We start from the raw sequence: 18,259 nt of genomic DNA on the forward strand, positions 1-18,259 counted from the left end.
TATCCGCGCGTCACGCGCCCTCGACCACGAAGGCTGCCCAGAGGTCGGCCCGGGTCGAGAAGACGGAGAGGTCACGGTCGAGGAGCCGACCGGCGTGCTCCACCCGGGCGCGGGCGGTGTGCCGGTGGATGCCGAGGACCCGTGCGGTGCGGTCGTACTCGCAGTTCTCCTGCAGCCAGGTCCGGACGGTGCCCGTGAGCTCGGTGCCGGCCGTGCGGTCGTGGTCGAGCAACGGGGCGAGGAACGCGCGGGCGACGGCACCGGCGTCCACGTCGACGTGGGCGAGGTGGGCGAGCACCCCCTCTCGGGCGAGGTCGCCGAACTCGGTGGTGCCCGGGCGTCCTTCACGGCGTCGGTCGAGCGCCTGCACGGCCTCGGTGCGGGCGCGCCCGAACGACCGGTACGCGGCGCCGTCGGACAGGCCGGCGCGCAGGTCGAAGCGGTCGACGAGTTCACCGACGATCCCGGTGTCGTCCGCGTTCACGCAGAGGAACAGGGCGTCGTCGACCGCGAAGAACAGGTGCCCCGGACGGTCCTGCACCCACAGTTCGAGCAGGTCCACCACGGTGTCGAGGTCGTGGTCGGGGACGTCGACGGCCGCGATCCGGACGGGTTCGGCGGGCAGCGGCCCCCACACCTCGCGTGACGTCGCCTGCACCACCTCGGGTTCGCCGACGGACAGCATCGTGAGGAGTCCGGTGCGCAGGAGTCCGCGGGCACGGGCGAGCTCGCGGTTCTGCTGCAGGGCGAGGCCGGCCAGGGCGATCACGGCCGTGACGACCTCGCGTCCGGCCCGGTCGAGGGCTCCGCCGTTCGCGATCGCGAGCACGCCGCTCAGGTGCCCGCCGCTGCCGAGCGTCTGCAGGGTGTACCCGACGCCCCGGTCCGTGGCGACCGGCAGGCTCGCCCGCTGCCCGGAGCGCAGCAGCCGCAGCGCCTCGGTCCGCAGGAGTTCGAGGTCGGCAGCGGGCAGCCCGTCGGCGGGGTGTCCGCGGTCGAGCCGCCCGGAGACGTCGAACAGGCCGACCCACCCGTCGAGCTGCCGGGACAGCTCGGCGATGGTCGCACCGAGTCCGTCCGGTCGCATCGCGGCGAGCGAGATGGCCCGCTGCGCCGCGAGGGCCCAGGCACCGCGTGCGTTGGCGTCCCGCGCGACCGCTTCGGCGTTGGCCTGCGCGACCGCGATGAAGGAGGTCTCGTAGGGCACCTCGAACAGCGGCAGTCCGTTCCGGGTGCAGGCGGCGACCAGGGCGTCGGGGGTGCCGGCCCGGACCACCTCGGTGCCGAACCCGAGCGCCACGACACCGCCGTCGACGAGCCGCCGGACGTAGGCCTCGGCGACGTCGTCGCGCACCTCGGCCTCGGCGCCGAACTGCGTGCCGGTCGTGAGCAGTCCCTGTCCTTCGGCGAGGAACGGCGTCGGGTCCTCGAGGTCCGAGCTGTGCAGCCAGGACAGCGGGGCATCGAGGGCGTGCTCGTCCGCGTCGGTGAGCGGGCGCAGGTGGAGTTCACGCCGGTGCAGCAGGGAGCGCAGCGTTGCGGGCATGCGGTCACCCTATCCACCGGGTCGATCTGGCCGGGGGCCGATGTACGCCGTGGACAGTACGAGTGCGCGGTGGTGGCTCCTACCATCGCGGCATGTCCTCCACCGCAGCGTCCGCGACCCGAGCGACCACCGGCGGCCCCTCGCTGCCCCAGGAACGACGGCTCGTCACCGCAGTCCCCGGCCCGCGATCGCAGGAGCTGCTCGCCCGGAAGGCCGGTGCCGTCGCGGCCGGGGTCGGCGTCGCCGTGCCCATCGCCGTCGTCGCGGCCGGTGGCGGCGTCGTGGTCGACGCCGACGGCAACTCGTTCGTCGACCTCGGGTCCGGGATCGCCGTGACGTCGGTCGGCAACGCCCACCCCGGTGTGGTCGCTGCGGTCACCGAGCAGGTCGCCGCCTTCACGCACACGTGCTTCACCATCGCCGCCTACGACGGGTACGTCGCCGTCGCCGAGGCACTCAACCGTCTGACCCCCGGCGACCACGAGAAGCGGACGGCGCTGTTCAACTCCGGGGCCGAGGCCGTCGAGAACGCCGTCAAGATCGCCCGGAAGCACACCGGTCGGCAGGCTGTCGTCGTCTTCGACCACGCGTACCACGGCCGCACGAACCTGACGATGGCGCTGACCGCGAAGAACCAGCCCTACAAGAACGGCTTCGGACCGTTCGCACCCGAGGTCTACCGCGTCCCGATGTCGTACCCGTTCCACGACGGGCTGTCGGGGCCCGAGGCGGCGAAGCGTGCGATCAGCCAGATCGAGAAGCAGGTCGGGGCTCTGAACACCGCCGCGGTCCTGATCGAACCGATCCAGGGCGAGGGCGGCTTCGTCGTCCCGGCACCTGGGTTCCTCACCGCACTGTCCGAGTGGGCCACCGCCAACGGCGTCGTGTTCATCGCCGACGAGGTGCAGACCGGGTTCGCCCGCACCGGCGCGATGTTCGCCAGCGAGCACGAGGGGATCGTGCCCGACGTCGTCACGACCGCGAAGGGCATGGCCGGCGGACTCCCGTTGTCCGGTGTGACCGGGCGTGCGGCGATCATGGACTCCGCCCACGTCGGCGGCCTCGGCGGGACGTACGGCGGCAACCCGATCGCCTGCGCCGCGGCCCTCGCGGCCATCGACGCCTTCGAGCACGACGGACTCGTCGAGCGCGCCGGAGCCATCGGTGCGGTCCTGCTCGACGCCGTGCGCAGCGCGCAGGCCGACGACCCCCGCATCGGCGACGTCCGCGGCCGCGGTGCGATGGTCGCGATGGAGCTCGTCGACCCCGCCACCGGTGATCCCGACCCCGGGCTCACCGGACGGGTGGTGCAGCACGCGTTCGAGCACGGCGTCATCGCCCTCACGGCCGGCACGTACGGCAACGTCGTGCGCTTCCTGCCGCCGCTGTCGATCGACGACGACCTGCTCCGCGACGGCCTGACCGTCGTCCTCGACGGGCTGGCCGCGTCGTGAGCGCGACGATCCCCGCCACAGCGTGGCCCAGCGTCCCCGACGCCACCGGACCAGCCGCCGAACAGGCGGTGCTCGACCGCGTCCCCACGGGCCTCCTGGTCGACGGTGTCTGGCAGCCGGCGGCCGACGGCGGTACCTTCGCCGTCGTCGACCCTGCGACCGGCGAAACACTCCTGCACATCGCCGACGCCTCGCCCGAGGACGGCCGGAAGGCGCTCGACGCTGCCGTCGCCGCACGGCACGGCTGGGCGACCACGCCCCCGCGGCAGCGCGCCGAGGTGCTGCGCCGCGCCTTCGACCTGCTGCAGGAGCGACGCGAGGAGTTCGCGCTCCTGATGACGCTGGAGATGGGCAAGCCCCTGGCCGAGGCCCGCGGCGAGGTCGCGTACGGCGGCGAGTTCCTCCGCTGGTTCTCGGAGGAAGCGGTCCGGAACGGTGGTTCGTACGGCACCAACCCCGAGGGGACCGGCCGCGCCACCGTCTCGCACAAGCCCGTCGGACCCGCGTTCCTGATCACGCCGTGGAACTTCCCGTTGGCGATGGCGACCCGCAAGATCGCACCGGCGCTCGCCGCAGGCTGCACCGTCGTCGTGAAGCCGGCCGAACTGACGCCGCTGACCACCCTGCTGTTCGCCGACCTGCTCGTCGAGGCGGGTGTGCCCGCCGGCGTCGTCAACGTCGTCCCGACCACCCGGGCCGCCGACGTCTCCGCGCCCGTGATCGCCGACCGCCGCCTACGCAAGCTGTCCTTCACGGGTTCCACGCCGGTCGGACGCACACTGCTCGGCCAGGCGGCACAGAACGTGCTCCGGACGAGCATGGAACTCGGCGGCAACGCCCCGTTCCTGGTGTTCGCCGACGCCGACCTCGACCTGGCGGTGGAGGGCGCGCTCGCCGCGAAGTTCCGGAACACCGGCCAGGCCTGCACCGCCGCGAACCGGTTCCTGGTGCACGAGGACGTCGCCGACGAGTTCACCCGCCGGGTCACCGAGCGGGTCGCCGCGATGCGGGTCGGCCGGGGGACCGAGGACGGCGTGGCCATCGGGCCGCTCATCGACGCCCGAGCCGTGGACAAGGCGCACCGCCTGGTCACCGACGCGGTCGAGCGCGGGGCGACGCTCCGGACCGGCGGACACCCGGTCGACGGGCCCGGCACCTTCTACGCACCGACCGTCCTGACCGACGTGCGACCCGGCAGCGCGATCCTCGACGACGAGATCTTCGGGCCGGTGCTCGCCATCCGCACGTTCCGCTCCGAGGACGAGGCCGTGGCCGCCGCGAACGACACCGAGTACGGTCTGGTCGGCTACGCGTTCACCGAGGACCCGGCACGCGGGCAGCGCCTGATGGAGCGGCTCGAGACCGGCATGCTGGGGCTGAACACCGGGGTCGTGTCGAACGCCTCGGCCCCGTTCGGCGGCGTGAAGCAGTCCGGCCTCGGTCGCGAGGGCGGCGGCGAGGGCATCGCCGAGTACCTCGAGACCATGTACACGCTCACCCCGGACCCGTTCCGGCACGCCGACAGCACCACGACCGCACAGGGAGCAGCTCGATGATCGAGAAGGACGTCGTCGTCATCGGAGCCGGTGTCGCCGGTCTCACCGCCGCGAACCGCCTGCGGGCCGCCGGCCTGCGGGTCGCCGTGCTCGAGGCCCGCGACCGCGTGGGGGGCCGCACCTGGACGAACGACATCGACGGGGTGACGCTGGAGATCGGCGGGCAGTGGGTCTCGCCCGACCAGACCGCACTGCTCGAGACCCTCGACGAGCTCGGCCTGCAGACGTACGACCGGTACCGCGAGGGCTCCAGCGTCTACGTCGACGCCGACGGCACCCGGACCGAGTACACCGGCGACATCTTCCCCCTGCCCGAGGCCACGGCGAACGAGATCGAACGGCTCGTCGCCGTCGTCGACGAGTACGTCGCGAAGGTCGACCCGGCCCGCCCCTGGGAGACCCCGGACGCGGCCGCCCTCGACGAGGTCTCGTTCCGCGCCTGGCTGCACGACCTCAGCCCGGACCGGGTCGCGACCGACAACGTCGAGCTGTTCATCGCCGGTGCCATGCTCACGAAGCCCGCGCACGCGTTCTCGGCGCTGCAGGCCCTGCTGATGGCGGCGTCCGCCGGGAGCTTCACCAACCTGGTCGACGCCGACTTCATCCTCGACAAGCGGGTCGTCGGCGGCATGCAGCAGGTGTCCGAGCGGCTCGCCGAGCGTCTTGGCGACGACGTGCACCTGAACGCGCCGGTCCGGACGCTGCGGTGGGGCGACGAGGGGGTCGTCGCGCTCGCCGACGGCGGCATCGAGGTGCACGCCCGACAGGCACTCGTCGCGGTGCCGCCGCCCCTGTACTCGCGGATCTCGTACGAGCCGCCGCTGCCCCGACGCCAGCACCAGCTGCACCAGCACCTGTCGATGGGCTTCGTGATCAAGGTGCACGCCGTCTACGACCGTCCCTTCTGGCGTGCGGCGGGCCTGTCCGGCACCGCGTTCAGCCCGTACGAGGTCGTGCACGAGGCGTACGACAACACCTCGCACGGTTCCGAGCAGGGGACCCTCGTCGGGTTCGTCTCCGACCAGCACGCGGACGACCTGTTCGCGCTGTCGACCGAGGAACGCCGGGCCCGGGTGCTCGCCTCGCTGGCGCACTACTACGGCGACGAGGCCCTGTCGCCCGTCGTCTACTACGAGAGCGACTGGGGCACCGAGGAGTGGACGCGCGGCGCCTACGCGGCGAGCTTCGACCTGGGCGGGCTCGTCCGCTACGGCGCCGACCAGCGCGCCGCGGTCGGTCCGATCCGGTTCGCCTCGAGCGACCTGGCCGGGCAGGGCTACCAGCACGTCGACGGTGCCGTACGCATCGGGCGCGAGGTCGCCGAGGAGATCCTGGCGGTCGTTCCACAGCCCACTGCGGCACGGTAATCACCTCGGCGGGTTACGGCTGGGTGCCCCGTCCAGGCGCCGACGCGTACCGTCCGGGCCATGAGTGACGCAGCGAACGGGTCGAGCGACCCCACCAAGGACCAGGAGCAGTACACCGAGGACCTGCCGGACGGGTCGCCCACGGGCGACGCGACGGAGGACCCGCAGCAGGACAGCGACACGGACTCCGGCGGCGAGCCCGCCGACCCGCAGCAGTAGCGGCGACCCACGGACGGACGGGAGGCGCGGTGCCAGCTGGCACCGCGCCTCCCGTCCGTCGTGGGGCCGGCTGCAACACACCGGCGTCTTGATCGGACGCCGTCACGTCAGCGAGACGCCGCCGGATTCGCCGGCGTCTCGCGGAGACGCCGGCGTCTCGCGTCGGTCAGCCGATGCGGATCAGCTTCTTGTTCACGAACTCGTCGGCCCCCAGGGGGCCGAGCTCGCGGCCGAAGCCGCTGCCCTTGACGCCACCGAACGGCAGCTCCGGGCTGTCCGCGCCGACGATGTTCACGTAGACCATGCCGGCCTCGATCCGGTCGGCGACCCGGAGTGCCTGGTCGGCGTCGGTGGTGAACAGGTACGAGCCGAGGCCGTACGGGGTGTCGTTGGCCAGGGCGATCGCCTCGTCCTCGTCGGCGACGCGGTACACGGCGGCGACGGGGCCGAAGAACTCCTCGCGGTAGGCGTCGTTGTCCGGTGTGACGTCGGTCAGGATCGTCGGCAGGAAGGCGTTGCCCTGGCGGTCGCCGCCCGTGACGACGGTCGCACCCTGCTCGACGGCGGCAGCGAGCTGCTCCTGCAGCCGGTCGGCCGCGGCTGGTGACGACAACGGGCCGAGTTCGGCACCGGGCACGCTCGGATCGGTCGGTTCGACCGCCGACATCGCCGCGGTGAACTTCGCCAGGAACTCGTCGTACAGGCCGTCGACCACCAGGAACCGCTTCGGGGCGTTGCAGACCTGCCCGTTGCCCTCGAGCCGGGTGGTGACGGCGGACTCGACGACGGCGTCCAGGTCGTCGGTGGACAGCACGATGAAGGGGTCGGAGCCGCCCAGTTCGAGCACCACCTTCGTCAGGTTCCGGCCGGCGATCTCGGCGACCGCGGCACCGGCGCGCGCCGAACCGGTGAGTGAGACGCCCTGCACGCGCGGGTCGGCGATGACGTCGGCGACCTGGTCGTTCGTCGCGAACACGTTCGTGTAGGCGCCGTCCGGGAAGCCGGCATCGTGGAAGATCCGCTCGATGGCCAGGGCGGACTCCGGGCACTGCGGTGCGTGCTTCAGCAGCACGGTGTTGCCGATGACCAGGTTCGGTCCGGCGAACCGGGCGATCTGGTAGGCGGGGAAGTTCCAGGGCATGATGCCGAGCACGACGCCGATGGAGGCCTTGCGGATGAACGCCGACCCCTCGGACTCGTCAGCCAGGGTGATCGGCTGGTCGGCCAGGAACGCCTCGGCGTGGTCCGCGTAGTAGTCGTAGATGTCGGCGCAGAAGTCGACCTCGCCCTCGGCCTGGTCGATCGGCTTCGCCATCTCGCGCACGATCGTGGCGGCGAGCTCGGCGTGCCGCTCCCGGTACAGGTCCGCGACCCGGTGGAGCAGGGCCGCGCGGTCGGCGACCGTCGTCGTCCGTGACCACTCGGTGTGGGTGCGGTCGGCGGCTGCGACGGCGTCGTGCAGCTCCGCGTCCGTGATGGTCGGGTAGGTCTCGAGGGTCGTGCCCGTGGTGGGGTCGGTGACGGCGTACATGGCGTCCTCTCGTGGTGGCGGTCAGGCCTGGTCGGTCAGCTGCTTGTTCACACCGGTGACGGGCTGGTTCTCGTCGAAGCCCTTCGGTGCGACCCGGAAGCCCTTCGTGATGACGAGCAGGTAGACGAACCCGATCGCCGCCCACACTCCTCCTGCGATCAGGGCGTCGGCATGGAGCTGTGACCAGAGCACCCCGGTCAGGAGCATCGCGACCCCCGGCAGCACGATGTAGCGCCAGCGGTCGCCCGCCGTGTGACGGCGCCCGTTCCGGATCGCGAAGTGCACGATCACGGTGGCGTTGACGAAGGTGAACGCGATGAGCGCGCCGAAGTTGATGTAGGCCGCGATCGTGTCGAGTGAGAAGCTCATCGCCAGCAGGGTGACCGCGCCGACGAAGACCACGTTGAACACCGGGGTGTGCGTACGGGGGTGCACGTAGCCGAAGACCCGCTTCGGCAGCACGTTGTTCCGACCCATCACCATGAGCATGCGGGCGACGCTGGCGTGCGACGCGAGACCCGAGGCGAGTGCGGCGACGAACCCGGCCGACACCAGGACCGCCTGGAACACCGGACCGCCGACGAGCAGGCCGATCTGGGGGAGCGGGTCGTCGGTGAACTCGCCGAACGGTGCGTTGGTGGGGAAGCGGAGCTGGGCGAAGTAGGCGGAGACCAGGAAGATCGCGCCGCCGAGCAGGACCGTCAGCATGATCGCCTTCGGCATGATGCGGATCGACTTCGCCTCTTCCGTGTACATCGTCACGGCGTCGAAGCCGATGAACGAGAAGCACACCACCGTCGCCCCGGTGAGCAGGGCCGACATCGTCACGCCGTCGTGGACGAAGGGTTCGGCGCTGACGATCGTGCCCGCACCGGCACCGTGGGTGAGCTCGATCACGGTGAAGACCACGAACGCGATCATCGCCAGGACCGCACCGATGAGCAGCACCATGTTGAGGTTCGACGTGCCGCGCATCGACAGGCAGATCACCGTCGTCACGAACACCGTGTACACGACGACGGTCACCCACGGGGGCAGCCCCGGGAACACCTGCTCCAGGTAGAGCCGGATGATCAGGGCGTTCACCATCGGCAGCAGCAGGTAGTCGAGCAGTGACGCCCAGCCGACCATGAAGCCGAGGTTCGGGTGCATCGACTCCCGGACGTACGTGTACGCGGAACCGGCCGCGGGGTAGACGCGCACCATCTTCCCGTAGCTGATCGCGGTGAGCGCCATGATGACGAGTGCGATGAGGTAGGCGCTCGGCACCGCGCCGTCGGTCTGCCCGGAGACGATGCCGAAGGTGTCGAACACGACCGTCGGGGTCATGTAGCCGAGGCCGAGTCCGACGATCGCCCAGAGCCCGAGGCTCCGCTTCAGCGACCCGCCGCGCACCGGTGCTGCCGGCGCGGTGACCGCGATCGGTGATGCCATGTGACTTCCCTGCTCTTCGGGGCCGGGCAGCGTCGCCCGGATCAGTTCGGAGCACCATACCGACGGGTCGGCAGTGGGCGGACCGGCCGCGGTGTACAGGTGATCGGCACCCGCTGTACACCGCGGCAGTGGTTCAGGCCACCGGTTGCTGCTGCGTGATGCAGTGCAGCCCGCCGCCGCGTGCGAACACCTGTCGCGCGTCGATCGAGCGGACCCATCGGCCCGGGTACGCCTCGGCGAGGATGCCCCTGGCGCGGTCGTCAGCGACCGGGTCGCCGAACGCGCAGGCGATCACGGCACCGTTCACCACGACGTGGTTCACGTAGTTCCAGTCCACCGGTCCACCGTCGTCCGACAGCGTCGAGGGGGCGGGCAACTCGATGATCGTCGCGTCGGTCGCCTGCTCGAGCGCTCGCCGGATCTGGGGCATGACCAGGTGGTCCGGGTGGCCCGCATCCGGCTGGGCGTGCAGCAGGACCGTGTTCGGGTCGGCGAAGGTCGCCACCATGTCGACGTGCCCCCGGGTGCCGAAGCCGTCGTAGTCGCGCGTCAGACCGCGGGGCAGCCAGACCACCCGTGTGGCGCCGATCGTGCGCGCCAGCTCCAGCTCGACGCGCTCCCGGTCGGCGTACGGGTTCCGGCGCGGGTCGAGCTGCACCGTCTCCGTCACGAGCACGGTGCCGGTGCCGTCGACGTGGATCGCCCCGCCCTCGTTGACGAGCAACGACGGGATCCGCGAGGCTCGCGCAGCACGGGCGACCGTCGCGGCGACCTCGGCGTCACGCGTCCAGGTCGACCACGGGTTCGCACCCCAGCCGTTGAAGACCCAGTCGACTGCGCCGAGTCGCCCGGTGTCGTCGACGACGAACGTCGGACCGATGTCGCGCATCCAGAAGTCGTCGAGGGGCGCCTCGAGCACGTCCACGCCGGACGACAGCAGGCGACCGGCATCCGCGCGTGCGACCGGGTCCACGACGACGGTCACCGGCTGGTGCTCGCTGATCGTGTTGGCCGTGGTCGCCCACGCCGTGCGCGCGGCCTCGGCACTCGCCGCGTCGTCGCCGAGCGTCAGGCCGGGGCGCGGGAACGCCATCCAGGTGCGTTCCTGCGGAGCCGTCTCGGGAGGCATCACCCACGTCATGCGCGCGCCTCGCGCCCGGCGGTGGCCGGTTCCACGGCCAGGGCCGCGTCGATCGCGTCGCGTGCGCCGTACGCGTGGCGTTGCTCGTCGACGGGGTCGACGAGCCCGGCGTACAGGTCGGGTCGCCGGGTCAGGTAGAAGGGGAACAGCCGGAGCCACTCCGTCCGGGCGTCGAGGTCGAGGTCGGCGACGAGCACCACGCTCGCGTCACGGGGCGCCTCGACGAGCACCCGGCCGAACGGGTCCGAGATGAAGGACGAGCCGTAGAACGTGATGTCGCCCTCGTCACCCCACCGGTTCGGCACGACCATGAACTGCCCGGCGGTGATGCCGTTCGCCACGATCACCCGCTGCCAGATCGGCGCGGTGTCGAAGTCGGGGAAGGTCGGTTCGGAGCCGATCGCCGTCGGGTACACGAGCACCTCGGACCCGGCGAGGCCGTAGGAACGGGCGACCTCGGGGAACCACTCGTCCCAGCACGTCGGCAGCCCGAGGCGCGCACCGAGTCCGGCGGGTTCGTACACCGGGAAGGCGTCTTCGTCCGTCCCCGGGCGGAAGTACGTGTCCTCGTGGTAGCCGGCGCTGATCGGGATGTGGGTCTTCCGGGTCCGGCCGACCAGGGTGCCGTCGGGCCCGACGAGGACGGCGGTGTTGTACCCGCGCGGGTCGTCGGGCTGGTCGTCGTCATCCGGCCGCTCGTACAGGGAGGCGTGCACGAACACCCCGTGCTCGATCGCCTGGGCACGGGCGAAGGCGACGGTCGGACCGTCCTGCAGCGACTCGGCGAGGTCCTTCGGGGTCCCGCTCGCCGGGGAGTCGCCCGGGTAGCGGCGTAGCGTCAGTTCGGGCAGGAACACCGCGGTGGCTCCGTGCGCTGCGGCGGTCGCGATGCCGTCGGCGAGCTGGGCCCGGTGCTCGTCCGGGTCGGGGAGCCACCGCACCTGCACGAGGGCGACGCGGAGGGACCGGCGGGGTGCGCCGGTGTCGGCGTGCAGCGGCGACGGGAGCGGGGGTGCTGTGACGACGTCCATGCGCCATTGTTGATCACACGATCAACTACCGCAAGGCCTTCAGCTGATGATGTTGACCGCGCGCGAGATGACCAGTGCCAGCAGGATGAACCCGCTGAGCGCCTGGTAGGCCATGATCATCTTCGCCCGGACGGTCATGGGCATCGTGTCCGTCGGGCTGAACGCCATCATGTTCGTCATCGCCATGTAGAGGTAGTCGAGGTAGACCGGCCGCCAGTCCGCGGTCTTCGGGTCGGTCTCCTGCGGGAACTGGAAGTCCGCCTCGGCACTCGCCCACAGCTCGGGGCGACGCCGTGCCACCGGACCCCCGCGGTCGAGCTCCCAGTAGACGAGCCCGAACACGATGATCGTGCTCACCCAGACCTGCAGCGCGGTGAGCAGCACGGCCGCACCGTCCGCGTGCCCGCCGAGCAGCTCGGTGATGGTCCGGACGACGGTGAGCTGGCTGGCGACGGTGAGCAGGGCCGCCAGCGCGAACGACAGCCACCGTGACCAGGTGGTCTCGCGCGTCAGACGCCGCGGGTTGAAGACGATGAGCGGGGCGAGCAGCAGGACGCCCAGGACGGGCACCACCCACGACGGGAAGAACAGCACCTCGTCGGGCAGGAACAGGCTCAGCGCCAGGTTCACCAGGACCGCGACGGCGACCGGTGCCCGGTGCTCGTGTTTCGGTCGGGTCCTCGTCGGGGTCACGGAGCGAGTGTCGCACGGGCCGACACCCGCGGGGGTGTGGCGCTCAGGGCGTGGACAGCGGGTCGGCGAGCGAGAGCGGCTCGACCTGGGTGCCGAGCAACCGCCCGGCTGCCCGCAGCCCGGACAGCAGCGCACCGTGCACGGTCGCCGGGTCGTCGCTCCAGGTGGCCTCGCCGGCGAGCTGCACCGGGCCGGACGGGGTGCCGAGCAGGTCGTGGTCGTCGGGTGACGCCCCGACGTGCAGGTACGAGTACGAGCCCCGCGAGAACGGGTCCTCGGCCCACCGGGTGATCCGGAACGCCTCGGGCCGGGGGACGGACGCGCCGAACATCCTCCGCAGCGCCACCACCCCCTCGTCGACGACCATGGCGTCCGGCAGGGTCTCGAGTCGACGGGCTCCGGCACCACCGACCAGGGCAGCGAGCACCGGCGCACCGGTCACCCGGGACATGTCGTACCAGGAGTGCCAGTCGACCCCGGCAGGCCCCTGCTGCCGGACCACCCACGAGTCGCCCCAGAACCGTGAGGGGAACCGCAGGAACACCTTGTCGTAGGTGCCCATCCCGAGCCGGTCGAGCGCTCCGGTCACCGGCGCGGACAGGGGCGGGTCGAAGACCATGTCGCCGGCCTGCAGCACCCCGAGCGGCACCGTGACGACGACCTGCCGGGCGACCACGGTGGTGCCGTCGGTGAGTCCCACCGTCACCGAGTCGTCGGCCTGGGTCACCGACCGCACGACCGACGACAGCCGGACGTCGAGACCCTCGGCCAGCGCGCGGGCGTACTGGGCGTAGCCGCCGGGGAACACCACCTCGTCACCGGGGACGTGCTCCTCGTCGAGGCCGTGCGCGTCGAGGACGGTCACGGGGGCACCGCAGAGGTCCTCGGAGCGGTGGGCCGTGTACTCGCGGACCCGTGCGGCCCGGTCGCCCTGCCACTGCAGCGACCGCAGCACGGTGTCGACGGCGGCCGCGTAGGTCGAGGGTGGGGGCGCATGCGCGACGACGGCGTCGAGGGCCGCGTCGACGGTGTGCAGGTCCGCGACGAACGCCGACGTGTCCTCGGCGGAGAGTGCGGCGCCGGACGGGTCGTGCCACGCGATCGGCCGGCCGTCGAACTGGAAGCTGCCGACCGTGAACTCCACGGTGTCGATGCCGAACGCCGGCGCCAGGGCCCAGAGCGGGTTGCCGTCGACCCCGTGGATCCACGAAGCGCCGAGGTCGACCGGAACCCCGAGCGCCGAATCGGTCCAGGTGCGCCCGCCGATCCGGTCGCGGGCCTCGAGCACGACGACCCGCTGCCCGCCGAGTGCGAGCGCCCGGGCGGCGGCGAGCCCGGCGATCCCCGCCCCGACGACCACGACGTCGGCGTCGGCGTCGAGACCATCAGCCATCAGTGTCCTCCGGTCAGCGGTGCCATCAGCCGCGCCGCCAGACTCGGCCGCCCGGTCAGTGCTTCCTCGCGGTCGGCCAGGTCGGTCGCGACGAGTCCCGCGTTCGCCCCGAGGAACCGCAACGGCTCGGGCTCCCAGTCGGGCGATCGGTGGTTCACCCACGGCAGTGCGGTCAGTGCCGTCGACTCGCCGCGCACGAGGTCGGCGAGGGTCCGTCCGGCCAGGTTCGTCGTCGACAGGCCGTCCCCGACGTACCCGCCGGCGCTGCCGACGTGGCCGTCCCAGGTCACCGAGGCGCACCAGTCACGCGGCACCCCGAGCGGTCCGCCCCACGTGTGCGTGACCGGGGCGTCCGCGACGACGGGGAACAGGTCGACCAGGGCCCTCCGCAGGTGCTCGAACACTCGCGGCACCCGGTCGTACCCGGGCGTGATCGAGGACCCCCAGTGGTAGCGGGCTCCGCGGCCGCCGAACGCCAGCCGGTCGTCGGCCGTGCGCTGCCCGTACACGAGCAGGTGCCGGTAGTCGGAGAACGTCTGCCCGTGCTCGAGCCCGATGCGCTCCCACGCGGACGCCGGCAGCGGGGCCGTCGCGATCATGAGCGAGTACAGCGGCAGGATCCGCCGCTTCGTCTGCTCCAGCTGGGCACCGTAGCCCTCGACCGCGATCACCACGGCGCCCGCCGTGACGGTGCCACGCGACGTGACCACACGCCCGCGATCCCAGGACGAGACGGGCGTGTGCTCCGCGATCCGGACGCCACGGGCCTCCAGGGCTGCCGCGAGGCCACGTACCAACGCGGCGGGCTGCACGCGCGCGCAGTCCGGGGTCCACGCGACCCCCGCCGATCCGGCGGCGTCGCCCGCTCGAGCGGGCCGCCACGTCATGTCGTCGCCCCATGCCGCGGAGGACGCGACCTCGCCGTGGGCGGCACGTTCCTGCACGGCGGAGCGTGCGTACAGGACGGTCCCGCCCTTCACGTAGTCGCAGTCGACCTCGGCTTCGGCCGCGGCGCGGCCGACCTCGTCGACGGTGTCGCGCATGGCGGCCCGCAGCGCCAGCGCGGCGTCGCGCCCGTGCTCCTCGGCGATCGCGGAGGCGGACCGTGGGAACAGCGCCGAGCACCAGCCGCCGTTCCGACCGGACGCGCCGAAGCCGGCGATCTCGCGTTCCAGGACGACGATCCGGAGGCCCGGGTCGGACCGGTGCAGGTACCACGCGGTCCAGAGACCCGTCAGTCCACCGCCCACGATCACGACGTCGGCCGTCGTGTCGCCGTCGAGCGGCGGCCGGGGCGTCAGGTCGTCGCGTCCGGTGGACGCGAGCTGGTCGAGCCAGAACGAGACGCCCCGGTAGCCGCCCACGGTCAGATCTTCGTCCAGGCCTCGGACAGGACGCTCCGCAGGATCGACGTCATCTCGCGGAACTCCGGCTGCCCGATGGTCAGCGGCGGTGCGAGCTGCACGACGGGGTCACCGCGGTCGTCGGCCCGGCAGTACAGCCCCGCGTCGAACAGCGCCTTCGACAGGAACCCGCGCAGCAGCCGCTCGGACTCGTCGTCGTCGAAGGTCGTCTTGGTGGCCTTGTCCTTGACGAGCTCGATGCCGTAGAAGTAGCCGTCACCGCGGACGTCCCCGACGATCGGCAGGTCGAGCAGGGTGTCGAGCTCGGCGCGGAAGAGCGGGGCGTTCTGCTGCACGTTGGCGAGCAGCCCCTCTTCCTCGAAGATGTCGAGGTTCTCCATCGCGACGGCGGCCGACACCGGGTGCCCGCCGAACGTGTAGCCGTGGTAGAAGGTCGTGTCCCCCTTGGAGAACGGCTCGAACAGGCGATCGCTGATGATCGTCGCGCCGATCGGGGAGTACCCGGAGGTCATCGCCTTGGCGCACGTGATCATGTCCGGCACGAAGCCGTAGGTGTCGCAGGCGAACATCGTGCCGATCCGGCCGAAGGCGCAGATGACCTCGTCCGAGACGAGCAGCACGTCGTACTCGTCGCAGATCTCGCGCACCCGCTGGAAGTACCCGGGCGGCGGGGTGAAGCAGCCGCCGGAGTTCTGCACCGGCTCGAGGAACACCGCGGCGACGGTGTCGGGGCCCTCGAACTCGATCATCTCGCGGATCCGCTCCGCCGCCCAGAAGCCGAACTGCTCCTCGGTGCCCCCGGGGAAGCCCATCTCCTCGGCGCGGTACGAGTTCGTGTTCGGTACCCGGAAGCCACCGGGGGTCAGGGGCTCGAACATCTCCTTCATCGCCGGGATGCCGGTGATCGCCAGGGCGCCCTGCGGGGTGCCGTGGTAGGCGACCGCCCGGGAGATCACCTTGTGCTTCATCGGCTTGCCCTGGAGCTTCCAGTAGTACTTCGCGAGCTTGAAGGCGGTCTCCACCGCCTCGCCGCCGCCGGTGGAGTAGAAGACCTTGTTGAGGTCACCGGGGGCGTGCTCGGCCAGCCGGTCGGCGAGCTCGATCGCCGCGGGGTGCGCGTACGACCAGATCGGGAAGAAGCTCAGCGTCTCCGCCTGCTTCGCGGCCATCTCGGCCAGGCGCTTCCGCCCGTGCCCGGCGGCGACGACGAACAGGCCGGACAGCCCGTCGATGTACTCCTTGCCGTGGCTGTCGTAGACGTGGTGGCCCTCACCGCGCACCATGATCGGCACGTCGGCGCCGGCCTGGTTCGCACCGTGCCGGGCGAAGTGCATCCACAGGTGGTCCCGGGACTTCCGCTGCAGGTCGGCGTCGTCGACCGGTGCGAACGGGTCGTACGAGCCGAGGCGGGTGGACTGTTCGGTCTTCTGGTCGGAGATGGTCATCGCGTTCCCCAGTCGTAGAGCTGTTTGCGGAGTTGCAGGTAGACGAAGGTCTCGGTGCCGGCGACGCCCGGGATGGCCCGGATGGTGCCGTTGAGCAGTTCGATCAGGTCGTCGTCGTCCTCGCACACGACCTCGACCATCAGGTCGAAGCTGCCGGCGGTCATCACGAGGTAGTCGACCGCCGGCAGTTGTTCCAGGGCATCGGCGACGGTTCGGGTGTCGCCGCTGACCCGGATGCCGATCATCGCCTGGCGGTGGAAGCCCAGTTGCATCGGGTCGGTGACCGCGACGATCTGCATGACGCCGGTCTCGGTCAGCTTCTGCACGCGCTGTCGGACCGCCGCTTCACTGAGACCGACGGCCTTGCCGATCTCGCCGTACGGGCGGCGCCCGTCCGCCTGGAGTTGTTCGATGATCCGTTTCGAGGTGTCGTCGATCGGTCCCGGACGTCGTGGTGCTGCCGCCATGCCGGACAGCATGGCAGCGAGGTCCGGGGTGCGCAAGGGATTCCGTTGTGAACACCGTGTTTCGCGACGATTTCCGTTGTTACGGTTCTCCACAACCTCCGGATCCTTCTTCCGCGCGGCCGGAATCCGTGTCAGTATCACCGCCATGCTGGACGCACAGAGCACGGCGACGGCGGACACCGACACCCGGGTCCTGCGGAACTTCGTCGGGGGTGCCTCGGTCGAGTCGACCGCCGACACCACGTTCGACCTGGTCGACCCGACCGACGAGCACGTCTACGGCACGTCCCCGGTGTCCACCCCCGCCGACGTCGACGCCGCCTTCGGCGCGGCCGCGTCCGCGTTCGAGACCTGGCGCCGCACCACCCCCGGCGAACGGCAGCTCGCCCTGTTCCGGATCGCCGACGCGATGGAGCAGCGGGCGTCGGAGTTCGCCGACCTCGAGTCGCTCGACACCGGGAAGCCCCGCGCCACCCTGGTCGAGGACGAGATCCTGCTCTCCGTCGACCAGATCCGCTTCTTCGCCGGGGCCGCCCGGAACCTCGAGGGCCGGAGCGCCGGCGAGTACCTGGCCGACCACACCTCGTTCGTCCGGCGTGAACCCATCGGTGTCGTCGCCCAGGTCACCCCGTGGAACTACCCGCTCAACATGGCGGTGTGGAAGGCCGCGCCGGCGCTCGCCGCGGGGAACACCACCGTGCTCAAGCCGAGCGACACGACACCCCTGTCGACCCTGCTGCTCGCCGAGGTCGCCGCCGAGTTCCTGCCGCCGGGGGTCCTGAACGTCGTCGTGGGGGACCGCACCACGGGCGCCGCGATGATCGACCACCCCACCCCGCAGCTCGTCTCCATCACCGGGTCCGTCCGTGCCGGCATGGAAGTCGCCCGTGCCGCCGCCGGTGACCTCAAGCGCACGCACCTGGAGCTCGGCGGCAAGGCACCCGTGATCGTGTTCGACGACGCGGACATCCCCTCGGCGGTGGCCGGGATCGTCGCCGCCGGGTTCTTCAACGCCGGACAGGACTGCACCGCCGCCACCCGGCTGCTCGTGCAACAGGGCATCCACGACGAGTTCGTCGCAGCGCTCGCAGCAGAGGCACGCGTCAACGCGAGAACCGGGTCGGACGGTCACTACGGTCCCGTCAACAACGCGAACCAGCTCGCGCACGTGCAGTCGTTCCTGGACACGCTGCCCGACCACGCGACGATCGAGCTCGGCGGCGCACGACAGGGCGACCGCGGGTACTTCCACGAGGCCACGATCGTCGCCGGCCTGCGCCAGGACGACCGTGCCGTGCAGCAGGAGATCTTCGGCCCCGTGCAGACCGTGCAGCGGTTCTCGACGGAACAGCAGGCCCTGACGTGGGCGAACGGCGTCGAGTACGGCCTGGCGGGTTCGGTGTGGACGACCGACCACGCGCGTGCGATGCGCTTCGCCCGCGACCTGGACTTCGGCTGCGTGTGGATCAACACGCACATCCCGATCGTCGCCGAGATGCCGCACGGCGGGTTCAAGCACTCCGGCTACGGCAAGGACCTGTCCCAGTACGGCTTCGACGACTACACCCGCATCAAGCACGTCATGTCCTACATCGGCTGAGGCCGACCACCCCCTGGA

The 18,259-nt window shown here is 71.4% G+C and carries 15 protein-coding genes; 5 read left to right on the forward strand and 10 right to left on the reverse strand.

Features of this window, described 5'->3' with window-relative positions:
- Positions 1–10 precede the first annotated feature (10 nt).
- Positions 11–1,546, reverse strand: a complete 1,536-nt coding sequence (locus tag BR70_RS0116415; protein WP_027466938.1) for a PucR family transcriptional regulator — start codon at positions 1,544–1,546, stop codon at positions 11–13.
- A gap of 92 nt (positions 1,547–1,638) precedes the next feature.
- Between BR70_RS0116415 and gabT the strand changes: the two genes are divergently transcribed.
- The 4 genes from gabT to BR70_RS23400 all read left to right on the forward strand — a co-directional run bounded on the left by gabT (position 1,639) and on the right by BR70_RS23400 (position 6,142).
- Positions 1,639–3,000 (forward strand): 4-aminobutyrate--2-oxoglutarate transaminase, encoded by a 1,362-nt coding sequence (gene gabT, locus BR70_RS0116420; RefSeq protein ID WP_027466939.1) that lies wholly within the window; start codon positions 1,639–1,641, stop codon positions 2,998–3,000.
- Between the two features lie 68 nt (positions 3,001–3,068).
- Positions 3,069–4,556 carry an NAD-dependent succinate-semialdehyde dehydrogenase gene (locus BR70_RS21450; RefSeq protein ID WP_155896947.1) on the forward strand — a complete coding sequence of 496 codons (1,488 nt, stop codon included), beginning with the start codon at positions 3,069–3,071 and terminating at the stop codon, positions 4,554–4,556.
- The gene (locus tag BR70_RS0116430) at positions 4,553–5,923 is read left to right on the forward strand and encodes a flavin monoamine oxidase family protein (protein ID WP_027466940.1); all 1,371 of its coding nucleotides are present in this window, start codon (positions 4,553–4,555) and stop codon (positions 5,921–5,923) included. The genes BR70_RS21450 and BR70_RS0116430 overlap by 4 nt, the downstream gene beginning before the upstream one ends.
- A gap of 60 nt (positions 5,924–5,983) precedes the next feature.
- A complete protein-coding gene (locus BR70_RS23400) occupies positions 5,984–6,142 on the forward strand; it encodes a hypothetical protein (protein WP_155896911.1) in 159 nt (52 codons plus the stop codon).
- Positions 6,143–6,308: 166 nt separating this feature from the next.
- On the opposite strand, the gene BR70_RS0116440 is transcribed toward BR70_RS23400, so the two are convergent.
- The 9 genes from BR70_RS0116440 to BR70_RS0116480 form a co-directional block, all read right to left on the reverse strand.
- The gene (locus BR70_RS0116440) at positions 6,309–7,673 is read right to left on the reverse strand and encodes an NAD-dependent succinate-semialdehyde dehydrogenase (protein ID WP_027466941.1); all 1,365 of its coding nucleotides are present in this window, start codon (positions 7,671–7,673) and stop codon (positions 6,309–6,311) included.
- Between the two features lie 21 nt (positions 7,674–7,694).
- A complete protein-coding gene (locus tag BR70_RS0116445) occupies positions 7,695–9,107 on the reverse strand; it encodes an APC family permease (RefSeq protein ID WP_051597034.1) in 1,413 nt (470 codons plus the stop codon).
- Positions 9,108–9,240: 133 nt separating this feature from the next.
- Positions 9,241–10,248 carry an agmatine deiminase family protein gene (locus BR70_RS0116450; RefSeq protein WP_027466943.1) on the reverse strand — a complete coding sequence of 336 codons (1,008 nt, stop codon included), beginning with the start codon at positions 10,246–10,248 and terminating at the stop codon, positions 9,241–9,243.
- Positions 10,245–11,279 (reverse strand): nitrilase-related carbon-nitrogen hydrolase, encoded by a 1,035-nt coding sequence (locus BR70_RS0116455; RefSeq protein ID WP_027466944.1) that lies wholly within the window; start codon positions 11,277–11,279, stop codon positions 10,245–10,247. The genes BR70_RS0116450 and BR70_RS0116455 overlap by 4 nt, the downstream gene beginning before the upstream one ends.
- A 39-nt stretch (positions 11,280–11,318) precedes the next feature.
- Complete coding sequence (locus BR70_RS0116460) at positions 11,319–11,972, reverse strand: DUF1345 domain-containing protein (RefSeq protein WP_027466945.1); 654 nt, start codon at positions 11,970–11,972, stop codon at positions 11,319–11,321.
- A 43-nt stretch (positions 11,973–12,015) separates the two neighbouring features.
- Positions 12,016–13,365, reverse strand: a complete 1,350-nt coding sequence (locus BR70_RS0116465) for a flavin monoamine oxidase family protein (RefSeq protein ID WP_027466946.1) — start codon at positions 13,363–13,365, stop codon at positions 12,016–12,018.
- Entirely contained in the window at positions 13,365–14,729 is a 1,365-nt protein-coding gene (locus BR70_RS0116470; protein WP_035809312.1) for an NAD(P)/FAD-dependent oxidoreductase, read from the reverse strand. The genes BR70_RS0116465 and BR70_RS0116470 overlap by 1 nt, the downstream gene beginning before the upstream one ends.
- A 2-nt stretch (positions 14,730–14,731) precedes the next feature.
- Positions 14,732–16,174 carry an aspartate aminotransferase family protein gene (locus BR70_RS0116475; RefSeq protein ID WP_081827427.1) on the reverse strand — a complete coding sequence of 481 codons (1,443 nt, stop codon included), beginning with the start codon at positions 16,172–16,174 and terminating at the stop codon, positions 14,732–14,734.
- Positions 16,171–16,653: an Lrp/AsnC family transcriptional regulator gene (locus BR70_RS0116480; protein ID WP_035809531.1), complete on the reverse strand. Its 483-nt coding sequence runs from the start codon at positions 16,651–16,653 to the stop codon at positions 16,171–16,173. Before BR70_RS0116480 ends, BR70_RS0116475 begins: the two co-directional genes overlap by 4 nt.
- Positions 16,654–16,786: 133 nt before the next feature.
- On the opposite strand from BR70_RS0116480, the gene BR70_RS0116485 reads away from it, so the two are divergent.
- The gene (locus tag BR70_RS0116485; RefSeq protein ID WP_035809314.1) at positions 16,787–18,241 is read left to right on the forward strand and encodes a gamma-aminobutyraldehyde dehydrogenase; all 1,455 of its coding nucleotides are present in this window, start codon (positions 16,787–16,789) and stop codon (positions 18,239–18,241) included.
- Positions 18,242–18,259 lie beyond the last annotated feature (18 nt).

It is taken from the genome of Curtobacterium sp. UNCCL17 (assembly GCF_000686685.1).
GTDB classification, from domain to species: Bacteria; Actinomycetota; Actinomycetes; order Actinomycetales; family Microbacteriaceae; genus Curtobacterium; species Curtobacterium flaccumfaciens.

Bases quoted from the DNA above. Each gene is read 5' to 3' on its own strand.
- BR70_RS0116485 (WP_035809314.1), top strand. From the start codon at position 16,787: ATGCTGGACGCACAGAGCACGGCGACGGCGGACACCGACACCCGGGTC.
- BR70_RS0116445 (WP_051597034.1), bottom strand. From the start codon at position 9,107: ATGGCATCACCGATCGCGGTCACCGCGCCGGCAGCACCGGTGCGCGGC.
- BR70_RS0116475 (WP_081827427.1), bottom strand. From the start codon at position 16,174: ATGACCATCTCCGACCAGAAGACCGAACAGTCCACCCGCCTCGGCTCG.
- BR70_RS0116415 (WP_027466938.1), bottom strand. From the start codon at position 1,546: ATGCCCGCAACGCTGCGCTCCCTGCTGCACCGGCGTGAACTCCACCTG.
- BR70_RS0116455 (WP_027466944.1), bottom strand. From the start codon at position 11,279: ATGGACGTCGTCACAGCACCCCCGCTCCCGTCGCCGCTGCACGCCGAC.
- gabT (WP_027466939.1), top strand. From the start codon at position 1,639: ATGTCCTCCACCGCAGCGTCCGCGACCCGAGCGACCACCGGCGGCCCC.
- BR70_RS0116480 (WP_035809531.1), bottom strand. From the start codon at position 16,653: ATGCTGTCCGGCATGGCGGCAGCACCACGACGTCCGGGACCGATCGAC.
- BR70_RS0116450 (WP_027466943.1), bottom strand. From the start codon at position 10,248: ATGACGTGGGTGATGCCTCCCGAGACGGCTCCGCAGGAACGCACCTGG.
- BR70_RS0116465 (WP_027466946.1), bottom strand. From the start codon at position 13,365: ATGGCTGATGGTCTCGACGCCGACGCCGACGTCGTGGTCGTCGGGGCG.
- BR70_RS0116430 (WP_027466940.1), top strand. From the start codon at position 4,553: ATGATCGAGAAGGACGTCGTCGTCATCGGAGCCGGTGTCGCCGGTCTC.
- BR70_RS0116440 (WP_027466941.1), bottom strand. From the start codon at position 7,673: ATGTACGCCGTCACCGACCCCACCACGGGCACGACCCTCGAGACCTAC.
- BR70_RS23400 (WP_155896911.1), top strand. From the start codon at position 5,984: ATGAGTGACGCAGCGAACGGGTCGAGCGACCCCACCAAGGACCAGGAG.